9 protein-coding genes are annotated in these 11,111 nt (G+C 71.7%); 2 read left to right on the top strand and 7 right to left on the bottom strand.

Annotated features, from left to right (window positions below):
- Positions 1 to 343: 343 nt before the first annotated feature.
- From AB0L33_RS23265 to AB0L33_RS23245, 5 genes are all read right to left on the bottom strand, one after another.
- On the bottom strand, positions 344 to 1,492 hold the full coding sequence (locus tag AB0L33_RS23265) for a hypothetical protein (protein ID WP_365684343.1): 1,149 nt from the start codon (positions 1,490 to 1,492) through the stop codon (positions 344 to 346).
- A gap of 72 nt (positions 1,493 to 1,564) precedes the next feature.
- Positions 1,565 to 3,937: an excinuclease ABC subunit UvrA gene (locus AB0L33_RS23260; RefSeq protein ID WP_365684341.1), complete on the bottom strand. Its 2,373-nt coding sequence runs from the start codon at positions 3,935 to 3,937 to the stop codon at positions 1,565 to 1,567.
- Positions 3,938 to 3,986: 49 nt separating this feature from the next.
- Positions 3,987 to 4,436, bottom strand: a complete 450-nt coding sequence (locus AB0L33_RS23255; RefSeq protein ID WP_365684339.1) for a helix-turn-helix transcriptional regulator — start codon at positions 4,434 to 4,436, stop codon at positions 3,987 to 3,989.
- A gap of 67 nt (positions 4,437 to 4,503) precedes the next feature.
- Entirely contained in the window at positions 4,504 to 5,550 is a 1,047-nt protein-coding gene (locus AB0L33_RS23250) for a hypothetical protein (RefSeq protein ID WP_365684337.1), read from the bottom strand.
- 111 nt (positions 5,551 to 5,661) lie between these two features.
- Entirely contained in the window at positions 5,662 to 6,477 is an 816-nt protein-coding gene (locus AB0L33_RS23245; RefSeq protein WP_365684335.1) for an SAM-dependent methyltransferase, read from the bottom strand.
- A 194-nt stretch (positions 6,478 to 6,671) separates the two neighbouring features.
- On the opposite strand from AB0L33_RS23245, the gene AB0L33_RS23240 reads away from it, so the two are divergent.
- Complete coding sequence (locus AB0L33_RS23240; RefSeq protein WP_365684333.1) at positions 6,672 to 8,045, top strand: lipase family protein; 1,374 nt, start codon at positions 6,672 to 6,674, stop codon at positions 8,043 to 8,045.
- A 272-nt stretch (positions 8,046 to 8,317) separates the two neighbouring features.
- Positions 8,318 to 9,466 carry a macrolide family glycosyltransferase gene (locus AB0L33_RS23235; RefSeq protein ID WP_365684645.1) on the top strand — a complete coding sequence of 383 codons (1,149 nt, stop codon included), beginning with the start codon at positions 8,318 to 8,320 and terminating at the stop codon, positions 9,464 to 9,466.
- A 74-nt stretch (positions 9,467 to 9,540) separates the two neighbouring features.
- On the opposite strand, the gene AB0L33_RS23230 is transcribed toward AB0L33_RS23235, so the two are convergent.
- Together AB0L33_RS23230 and AB0L33_RS23225 are read right to left on the bottom strand one after the other, a co-directional pair.
- Positions 9,541 to 10,503: an electron transfer flavoprotein subunit alpha/FixB family protein gene (locus AB0L33_RS23230; protein ID WP_365684332.1), complete on the bottom strand. Its 963-nt coding sequence runs from the start codon at positions 10,501 to 10,503 to the stop codon at positions 9,541 to 9,543.
- A gap of 47 nt (positions 10,504 to 10,550) precedes the next feature.
- A partial coding sequence (locus tag AB0L33_RS23225) for an electron transfer flavoprotein subunit beta/FixA family protein (protein ID WP_365684331.1) occupies positions 10,551 to 11,111 on the bottom strand: 561 nt, incomplete at its 5' end.

The raw sequence follows: 11,111 nt of genomic DNA, 5'->3' as shown, positions 1-11,111 counted from the left end.
CGGTAGGGACGCTCGTACGTCGTGCGCACAGTTACGAATGGGACGGGTGGGGCGGGTGGGGCTCGCGTTGCGCGGCTTGATCCTATGCCTAGTGCACAACGTCGTATGCGTGCAGCGTCGAAAATTTGCGTTCAGTTAGGTGCGCGAATGTGGTCGGATTCGGTCAAGTGAGGCTACGAGGGGTCTGTTTGGCCCCGGTGTGAGCGGCCTGACGGGCTCCATCGAAGCCGGGAGGAGCCGCGTGCGATTAGCGAAGGCGACGATGCGCCGTCGCCGTCGCGCCGCAGTGAACAGGCCATCCTGAAACGGCACATGACCTTCACGGCACGCCGCCTTGACCTGATCACCCCTCCAGTGCCGCCTCCAGCCGCGCCAGCACGTGCGCCTCCGCCGCGCGGTCCCGGTCCGTGTCCTGCAGCGAGAGCAGGTTGCGCTGGGCGCGGACCGCCTGCGCGTACTCACCCAGCTCCTCCAGCGCCCGGCTCAGCCTCCGTAGCCGGTCCGCGTCCGGCCCCGTCCCGTCCAGCATCCGGATCAGCTCCACCCGGGCGTGCGCGCGCAGCCCCTGACGGTGCGCCAGCTCCACCCAGGTGAACGCGTCCGGCCCCTTCCCCTCCTCGGCCCGCGCCCACGCCACGGCCGACGCGGCATCGGTGACCCGCCCGGACGTGGCGGACCGCAGCAGGGCCACGTCCTCGTCCCGCCCGTGCGCCGCCACCAGCGCCGCCGCGACCAGCCGCTCCTCCCGCCCGTCACCGCGCACCGCCTCCTCCCGCTCCAACAGCCCCCGCAGCACGGGAAGATCGCCCTCGCGCCGGTCCTCCCAGGCCGCCCGGACCACCCCCGCCCGCAGCACCGGATCGGCGTCCACCGCCTCCCACGCCCCCGCCTCCCCGGAACGCAAGCGCCCCAGCGCCGCGCGGCCGGGCCCGAGGACCACGTCCCGCAGGCACATCCGGTACGCCTCGTCCAGCCGGTAGGCGCACAGCTCCGCGGAGTTGAGGAGCAGATGGTCCGGCTCGGTGCGCCGGGCGGCGGACTCCGTCAGGGCGAAGAGTTCGGTGAGCGGCCGCTCCGGCAGCCCCAGGCCCTCGATCAACGCGGCCCGCTGGGCGTCGAGTTCGGGTGCGAACTCCTCGCGCGCCTCCGCGTCCCCGGCACGCACGGCGGCCCGCAGCCCCTCCTCGTCCAGCTCCGCGGTCAGCCCCTCGCACCAGCCGGGCAGCCGCACCAGCATCTCCAGCGCCTCGGAGACGCTGTCGGCGATCAGGACCGCGTCGCCCTCGGAGGAGGCGTACAGCACCGCCGTACCGCCGCACAGGAAGTACGTGCCCCCGGTGTCGTCCCCCGCGACCGGCTCCAGCTCCATCCCGGACGCCAGGTGAACCGCCTCGACGTGACGGGCTCGCTCCACATCGAAGTCGAACGGGAAAGCGGCGAGTTCCGCCAGGTCGGGACGGCTGCGCAACAGTTCGAGCACACGGTCGGTCATGCCCCGCATCCTAGGCAGAGCCACGAGGAGAGCCCGCCCGGCCACCGGGACCGGGCGGGCGCGAGGGTTCGCTCAGGCGCCCACGTACTGCGCGAGGTGCTCGCCGGTCAGGGTGGAGCGCGCGGCGACCAGGTCGGCGGGGGTGCCCTCGAAGACCAGCGTGCCGCCGTCGTGACCGGCGCCGGGGCCCAGGTCGATGATCCAGTCGGCATGCGCCATCACGGCCTGGTGGTGCTCGATGACGACGACGGACTTGCCCGAGTCCACCAGCCGGTCGAGCAGCCCGAGCAGTTGCTCCACGTCCGCGAGGTGCAGTCCGGTGGTCGGCTCGTCCAGCACGTACACCCCGCCCTTCTCGCCCATGTGCGTGGCGAGCTTCAGCCGCTGCCGCTCACCGCCGGAGAGCGTGGTCAGCGGCTGGCCGAGGCTCAGATAGCCGAGCCCGACGTCCACCAGCCGTTCCAGGACGCGGTGCGCGGCCGGCGTGCGTGCCTCACCGGAGCCGAAGAACTGCTCGGCCTCGGCGACCGACATTGCCAGCACCTCGCTGATGTCCCGCTCGCCGAGGCGGTATTCGAGCACCGACGCCTGGAACCGCTTGCCCTCGCACTCCTCGCAGACCGTGGCGACACCCGCCATCATCGCCAGGTCCGTGAAGACGACGCCCGCCCCGTTGCACGTCGGGCACGCGCCCTCCGAGTTGGCGCTGAACAGCCCCGGCTTCACGTCGTTGGCCTTGGCGAACGCCTTGCGGACCGGGTCGAGCAGCCCGGTGTACGTGGCCGGGTTGCTGCGCCGCGAACCGCGGATCGCGCTCTGGTCGACGGTGACCACGCCGTCCCGTCCGGCCACCGAGCCGTGGATCAGCGAGCTCTTCCCGGACCCGGCGACGCCCGTGACGACGGTGAGCACGCCGAGCGGGATGTCCACGTCGACGCCGCGCAGGTTGTTCGCGGACGCCCCGCGCACCTCCAGCGCACCGGTGGGCTCGCGGGTCTCCGCCTTCAGCGTGGACCGGTCGTCGAAATGGCGCCCGGTGACGGTGTCCGAGGCGCGCAGCCCGTCGACGGTGCCCTCGAAGCAGACGGTGCCGCCCGCCGTACCGGCGCCGGGGCCGAGGTCCACGACGTGGTCGGCGACCGCGATCGTCTCCGGCTTGTGCTCCACCACCAGAACGGTGTTGCCCTTGTCGCGCAGGCGCAGCAGCAGCCGGTTCATCCGCTGGATGTCGTGCGGGTGCAGCCCGGCGGTCGGCTCGTCGAAGACGTACGTGGTGTCGGTCAGCGAGGAGCCGAGGTGGCGGATCATCTTGACGCGCTGCGCCTCGCCGCCGGACAGCGTGCCGGCGGGGCGGTCGAGCGCCAGATAGCCGAGGCCGATCTCCACGAACGAGTCGAGGGTCTGCCCGAGCGCGGTGAGCAGCGGGGCCACCGACGGCTCGTCCAGGTCGCGGATCCAGGCGGCCAGATCGCTGGTCTGCATCGCGCAGGCGTCCGCGATGCTGATGCCCGCGATCTTCGAGGACCTGGCCCCCTCGCTGAGCCGGGTGCCGTCGCAGGCCGGACAGGTGGTGAAGGTGACCGCGCGCTCCACGAAGGCCCGGATGTGCGGCTGGAGCGCGTCCTTGTCCTTGGACAGGAACGACTTCTGGATCTTGGGGATCAGCCCCTCGTACGTGAGGTTGACGCCCTCCACCTTGACCTTGGTGGGCTCCCGGTACAGGAAGTCCTGCATCTCCTTCTTGGTGAACTTCGCGATCGGCTTGTCCGGGTCCAGGAAGCCGGACTCGGCGTAGACCCGGACGGTCCAGAAGCTGTCGGACTTCCAGCCGGGGATGGTGAACGCGCCCTCGGCCAGGGACTTGGAGTCGTCGTAGAGCTGGGTGAGGTCGATGTCCGACACGGTGCCCCGGCCCTCGCACTCGGTGCACATGCCGCCGGTCCGGTTGAAGGTCGCCTTCACGGCCTTCTTGTTGCCGCGCTCGACGGTGATCGCACCGCTCGCCTTCACCGACGCGGTGTTGAAGGAGTACGCGCTGGGCGGGCCGATGTGCGGGGTGCCGAGGCGGCTGAAGAGGATGCGCAGCATGGCGTTGGCGTCGGTCGCCGTGCCCACGGTCGAGCGGGTGTCGCCGCCCATCCGCTGCTGGTCCACGATGATCGCCGTGGTCAGCCCCTCCAGGACGTCCACCTCGGGCCGGGCCAGGGTGGGCATGAACCCCTGCACGAAGGCGCTGTACGTCTCGTTGATCAGCCGCTGCGACTCGGCGGCGATGGTGTTGAACACCAGCGAGCTCTTGCCGGACCCGGAGACGCCCGTGAACACCGTCAGCCGGCGCTTGGGGATCTCGATGCTGACGTCCTTGAGATTGTTCACGCGTGCCCCGTGCACCCGGATCAGATCGTGGCTGTCGGCGGCGTGCGGCGTAGCTGCGGCCCTGCTCATGTGTCTCCCTGGATTGGCGGGGCGGTCGCGCGGCCCCGTCGTCGCGCGTTCACGCTAGCGGCGTCCCCGGCAGCGGGGCTTCTCGATTCCTGACCGGCCGCGTCACCTGTTTCGCCACGCAGGACGGCATGCCCTCGGTCGCCTGCGCCGCCTCCTGCCGGTAGACGCTCGGCGGCATCCCGACCAGCTCCGTGAAGCGCGTGCTGAACGTGCCGAGCGAGGAGCAGCCGACCGCGAAGCACACCTCGGTGACGCTCATGTCCCCCCGGCGCAGCAGCGTCATCGCGCGCTCGATGCGCCGGGTCATGAGGTAGCCGTACGGGGACTCCCCGTACGCCCTCCGGAACTCGCGGCTGAGGTGGCCCGCCGACATGTGCGCGCCGCGCGCCAGCGCCTCGACGTTCAGCGGCTGGGCGTACTCGCGGTCGATCCGGTCGCGGACCCGGCGCAGCCGCGCGAGGTCGCGCAGGTTCTGCGCCGCGTCGGGTTTGCTCGTCACGCTGGAAGCGTACGTCGTGGGGGTGCGCCCCGCCCGGGTATCGCGCCCCGGGCCGAGGGCCCCGGGTTCAGGTGCGGGTGGCCGTGTCGCAGTCGGCCGCGTCCCGGCCCTTCATGCGCTCGTCCATCGACGTGCCCCGCTCGTACGGGTCGACCTCCGTGGCGTCGTCCGAGGGCCCCGGCTCCTTCCCGAAATCGGGGCGGAAGTAGCCGGTGGTGTTCTCGCAGCCCCCGTTGGCGGCGTCCAGGCGGTACGACTTCAGCGAGAAGGTCCCCGGATCGCCGATCACCTTGTCCGGGTCGTCCCAGCTCATCACGATCTCCCGGCGCGCGATCGTCCGGGCGACCTCGTCGCTGTCCCCGGACGCCCGCACGACGGCGTAGACGAAGGTGACGTCGGCGGTGACCTCGACCGCGCCGCGCTCGCCCTCCCGGTAGGTGATCGCGCCCCGCGTCTTGATCACGTCACCGGCCAGGCGCGCGTACGACGGGTCGAAGCGGCTGAACAGCAGCAGCGGGTCGTCCGTCCGGGTCGGGGCGTCGAAGGCGTTCGCCAGGTATTCCTTGGTGCCGGGCTGCTGCTGGTTGAGGGCCGCGATGGCCTTCACCGGCCGTTCCCCGCGCAGCACCGCAGGATCGAGGCCGGTGTCGGCGAGGAAGGCGAGGCTGCTGTCGAGCGCGTCGGACACCTGCTTCTCGCTCATCCAGCCGGTCGCCCGTGCCGTGGGCATGGTGATCCCGGCCGTTCCGGCGGCCCAGTGCTCCGCCGGTGACCCCTTGAACGGGTCGTCCAGCGTGGGCCGCCCGGGCGTCGCCGTCGTGGAGCCGTCCGTGCCGTGGAAGCCGAGCCAGCCGGCCGCCCGGCCCGGGACCAGCGCCACGACGAGCAGCGCGACGACGACCACCAGGCCCACCACGTACCAGACCCTGCCGCGCCGACGGGGCGGCTGGTGGGTGCGCCATCCCGGGGGCGGACCGGTCTCCTCGCGCAGCCGCTGGGCCACCATCCGGGCCCGGGCGGACGGCTCCTCGGGGGCGCCGGGGGTCCCGGCCTCGGCCTCCCGCAGGAAGCGTTCCCACTCCTCGTCCGGTATGGATGACCCGCCCGTTTCCACGCTGCGCCCCCTGCCCCTCCGGCCCGCGCGCCGGTCCGTCTTCCCCCGCATCATCACACAGCCCGGTGACAGCCGACCGGCCACCGGGCTGCCGCGGATGAGGCCCGTGCGTTACGGCTTGCGGCCGACCGCGACATAGCCGGGCGTGACGACCTCGCCGGTGCCGGGGACCGGCTCGCCGAGCTCGGCGTGCCATGCCTCGGCGGCGACGATGCCGGGCTCCACGATCTCCAGACCGTCGAAGAACGAGGCGAACTGGTCGCGGGTGCGCGGCGCCAGCGTCAGGGTGTTGGCCTTGTACATCTTGTCCACCTCGCGTGCCTCCTCCGGGTGGAAGTCGGCGGTGATCTGCGAGATGACCATGTAACTGCCGGGCGCGAGCACGTCGGTGAGCCGGCGCACCAGCTCGTACGCGCCGTCCTCGTCGCTCACGAAGTGGAGCAGCGCGATCATCGACAGCGCGACCGGCTTGCCGAAGTCCAGCGTCTTGCCCGCGTGTTCGAGGATGGTGTCGACGTTCCGCGCGTCGGCCTGGACGTAGTCGATGACCCCCTCGGGGGTGCCCTTGAGCAGCGCTTCGGCGTGCGCCAGCACGATCGGGTCGTTGTCGCAGTAGACGACGCGCGTTTCGGGTGCGGCCGCCTGGGCCACCTGGTGGAGGTTGGGCTCGGTGGGTATGCCCGTGCCGATGTCGAGGAACTGGCGGATGCCCTGGGTGGACAGCCAGCGCGTCGCGCGGTGCATGAAGGCGCGGTTGATCTTCGCCATCACCGGGACGTTCGGCTCGACGGCCAGCATCTGACGGCCCATGGCCTCGTCCACCGGGTAGTTGTCCTTGCCGCCCAGGAACCAGTCGTACATCCGCGCGGGATGCGGCTTGCTGGTGTCGATGAGCGGGGCGGTGGGGTCGTTCTCCGGTCGGGACATGGCCAACTCCAGGGTGCGGGAGGTGCTGCGAATGATCAGCTCGGGCCCACCTTAAGCAACTCCGCCGCCGGGCAGGGAGAGTTCGGCCGCCGACGACAGTTACCAATGCGTAACTTACTGGTGGGTTACCAGCGGTAAGCGTCGCTGTTAGCTTGCGCTCACCCGTACTTTCGGAGCAGAGCGAGGAGTGAGCCTTGAGCCGCAAGGACCGTTCGCGTTCCACCCTTCCCCCCCACCGCGTCCGTCCCCTCCGCGCCGCGGCCGTCGCCGTGACCGCGGCGGCCTGCGTGGCCGCGTACGCCGCGCCCGCGTCCGCCACGGACGGCGCCGAACCCGTCGTCTCCGGGGGCGTGACCATCCCCGCCTTCTACGACCCGCCCGCCCAGCTGCCCGCCGCCAACGGGGCGCTGATCCGGACCGAGCCCCTGCCGCTCGCCCTGAGCCTGCCGGGCCTGGACGGCCGCCCGATGCCGGGCACCGCCACCCGCCTCATGTACCGCACGACCGACTCCAACGGGCAGCCGGCCGCGGTGACCGGTGCCTACATCGAGCCCTCGGCGGCCTGGAAGGGCGGCGGCGACCGGCCACTGGTCGCGCTGGCCTCGGGCACCATGGGCCAGGGCGACCAGTGCGCGCCCTCGCTGGCCCTCCAGCACCCGCTGAGCGTCACCCCCGAGTCCGTGTCGATCGGCTACGAGACCCTCTCCGTCTACCGGCTGCTGTCCGCCGGAGTCGCCGTCGTCGTCACCGACTACGTGGGCCTCGGCACCACCGACCGCCTGCACACCTACGTCAACCGGGTGGACGAGGGCCACGCGCTGCTCGACGCGGTCCGCGCCGCGCACCAGCTGCCCGCCACCTCGCTCACGGCCACGTCCCGGACGGGCCTGTACGGCTACAGCCAGGGCGGCGGCGCCAGCGCGTCCGCCGCCGAGCTCCAGCCCTCGTACGCCCCCGAGATCCAGCTCGCCGGCACCTACGCCGGGGCGCCGCCCGCCGACCTGACCGCGACCATGAAGGGCATCGACGGCAGCGCCCTGGCCGGGGCCCTCGCCTGGTCGATCAACGGCTTCGCGCAGGCCGACGCGGATCTGCGGGACGTAGTGGAGGCCAACATCAACGACGCCGGGCGCGCCGCGCTGAAGGACGCCTCGACCATGTGCGTCGGAGACGCGATCCTCGGCTTCGGCTTCGCGAAGAGCTCCAAGTGGACGACCACCGGCAAGTCCCTCGGCGAGATCATCGCCGCCGAGCCCAAGGCGCAGGCGGCGCTCGACAAGCAGCGCATCGGCACCCTCAAGCCGTCCGGACCGGTGCGCGTGGCGACCGGCACCCAGGACGACATCGTGCCGCACGCCCAGGCGCGTCAGCTCGCCGTCGACTGGTGCCGCAAGGGCGGCGACGTCACCTACGACGCCGTCGTCCTGCCCAACCTCGGTGACAAGATCCTCACCAACCACATGGTCCCGCTCATTACCGACCAGGGTGACGCCATCTCCTGGATGACCGACCGCCTGGCGGGCAAGCGCGCCCTCTCCAACTGCTGGTCGATGCCCCTCCAGCCCTGACCCGCCACCCGCGCCGCCCCGGTCCGCGCCCACGGAAAACCCCGTGCGCGCGGACCGGGCCGCGGTTAGGCTCGCCGCATGAACATCGTGCAGCTCTACGGCTGACGTGGACGGGGCTTGCTCCCGACCCGTCCGGCACACCGCGTCCACGCGCCCACCGACCGGCCCTTGCCGGGGTGGCGGCGCGACGCTCTGCCGTGTCCACCTCCGCCGTAGAACCGAAACGAGTGATCCCCTTGACATCTCCGTCGCCCCGCCGTGCCCACATCGCCATGATCGGCATCCCCGCCGTGAGCCATGTGCTGCCCAGCATCGAGGTCATCCGCGAACTGGTGGCCCGCGGCCACCGCGTCACCTACGCCAACGACCCGGTGATGGCCGAGCGCATCGAGGCCACCGGCGCCGCCTTCGTGCCGTACGACTCCGTGCTCCCGGTCGGTGACAACGTCTGGCCCGACGACCCGATCGCCGCCATGGGCCTCTTCCTGGACGACGCCGTCCAGGCCCTGCCGCAGCTGCGCGCCGTCTACGACGAGGACCCCGCCGACCTCTATCTGTACGACATCGGCGCGTACCCGGCCCGGGTGCTGGCCGAGTCCCAGAACCGCCGCCTGATGCAGCTCTATCCGACGTTCGTCGGCTGGCGGAGCTACGAGAAGGACGTCGCGGCCCAGCTGTGGACGCTCCCGGGGGCCGACGCGTACCGCGCGAGGTTCACCGAGTGGCTGGCCGGGTGCGGCGCGACCACGCTGGACATGGACGCCTTCACCGGCCGTCCGGACAACACCCTCGCCCTGATCCCGCGCGCGATGCAGCCGCACGCGGACGACGTGGACATGGACACCGTCACGTTCGTCGGGCCGTGCTTCGCGGGGCGCGGCGACGAGCGGACCTGGACCCGGCCCGCCGGGGCGGAGAAGGTGCTGCTGGTCTCGCTGGGCTCCGCGTACACCAACCGCCCGGAGTTCTACCGCAATTGCCTGGCGGCCTACGGCGACCTGCCCGGCTGGCACGTCGTCCTCCAGGTCGGCAAGCAGACGGACCTGGCGGAGCTCGGCACCGTGCCGGGCAACGTCGAGGTGCACCGGTGGGTGCCGCAGCTGGCCATCCTCCAGCAGGCGGACGCCTTCGTCACGCACGCCGGGATGGGCGGCAGCTCCGAGGGGCTGTACAGCGGGGTGCCGATGATTGCCGTGCCGCAGGGCGTCGACCAGTTCATGAACGCCGACAAGCTGGTCGAGCTGGGCGTCGCCCGCCGCATCGACACCGACGACGCCACCCCCCAGGCCCTGCGCGAAGCGCTCACCGCGCTCGTCGGCGACCCCGAGGTGGCCCGGCGTTCGGCGCGGCTGCGCGAGGACGCCCGGGCGGAGGGCGGCACCCGGCGGGCCGCCGACCTGGTGGAGGCACTGCTCGGCTGACGCGCGACCGGCCGGGGCGGTGAGCGGGTTGTCCGCGCTCACCGCCCCGGCCGGGCAGCGTGGTCGAGGGGATATCAGCCCTTGCGGGTGTTGATCTCCTCGGTGAGCTGGGGGACGACGTCGAAGAGGTCGCCGACGACGCCGTAGTCCACGAGGTCGAAGATCGGGGCCTCAGCGTCCTTGTTGACGGCGACGATCGTCTTCGAGGTCTGCATCCCGGCCCGGTGCTGGATCGCGCCGGAGATGCCCGAGGCGATGTAGAGCTGCGGCGAGACGGACTTGCCGGTCTGGCCGACCTGGTTGGTGTGCGGGTACCAGCCGGCGTCCACCGCCGCACGCGACGCGCCCACCGCGGCCCCCAGCGAGTCCGCGAGGGCCTCGATGACCGCGAAGTTCTCCGCGCCGTTGACGCCACGGCCACCGGAGACCACGATCGCGGCCTCCGTCAGCTCCGGACGGCCCGTCGACTCACGCGGCGTACGCGAGAGCACCTTCGTACCGGTCGCGGCGGCGGAGAACTCCACCGCCAGATCCTCCACCGCACCCGCACCGGCGACCGGCTCGACCGGGGCCGAGTTCGGCTTCACCGTGATGACCGGGGTGCCGTGCGTGATCCGGGACTTGGTGGTGAACGAGGCGGCGAACACCGACTGCGTCGCCACGACACCCTCGGCGCCGGCCTCCACGTCGACCGCGTCGGTGATGATGCCCGACCCGATCCGCACCGCGAGCCGCGCCGCGATCTCCTTGCCCTCGGCCGACGACGACACCAGCACCGCCGCCGGGGACACCGCCGCGTGGGCGGCCTGGAGCGCGTCCACCTTTGGCACGACGAGGTAGTCGCCGTACTCGGCGGCCTCCGACGTCAGGACCTTGACCGCGCCGTGCTCGGCGAGGACACCTGGCGTACCCGACGCACCCGCGCCGACCGCGACGGCGACCGGGTCACCGATCCGCCGCGCGAGCGTCAGCAGCTCCAGCGTCGGCTTGCGGACCGCACCGTCCACGTGATCGACAAAGACGAGAACTTCAGCCATCAGACCTACTCCTGCACATCAGCGAAACGAGGAAGAACCAAAAGGGACTAGATGAACTTCTGGCCGGCCAGGAACTCGGCCAGCTGCTTGCCGCCCTCGCCCTCGTCCTTCACGATCGTGCCCGCGGTCCGGGCCGGACGCTCCGTCGCGGAGTCCACCGCGGTCCACGCACCCGCCAGACCCACCTCGTCCGCGTCGATGCCCAGATCGTCCAGGTCCAGGGACTTCACCGGCTTCTTCTTCGCCGCCATGATCCCCTTGAACGACGGGTAGCGGGCCTCACCGGACTGGTCGGTCACCGACACCACCGCCGGAAGCGACGCCTCCAGCTCCTCCGACGCACTGTCCCCGTCACGACGGCCCCGCACCACACCGCCCTCGACCGACACCTGCGACAACAGCGTCACCTGCGGCACACCCAGCCGCTCCGCGAGCAGCGCCGGAACCACACCCATCGTCCCGTCCGTCGACGCCATCCCCGAGATCACCAGGTCGTACCCGGTCTCCTCGACCGCCTTCGCCAGCACCAACGACGTACCCAGCGCGTCCGTACCGTGCAGATCGTCGTCCTCGACGTGAACCGCCTTGTCCGCACCCATCGACAACGC

The sequence above is a fragment of the Streptomyces sp. NPDC052299 genome, assembly GCF_040679335.1.
Taxonomy (GTDB): Bacteria; Actinomycetota; Actinomycetes; order Streptomycetales; family Streptomycetaceae; genus Streptomyces.
The sequence above is the reverse complement of the archived record's forward strand: the minus strand, read 5'-3'. Positions and strand labels throughout refer to the sequence as shown.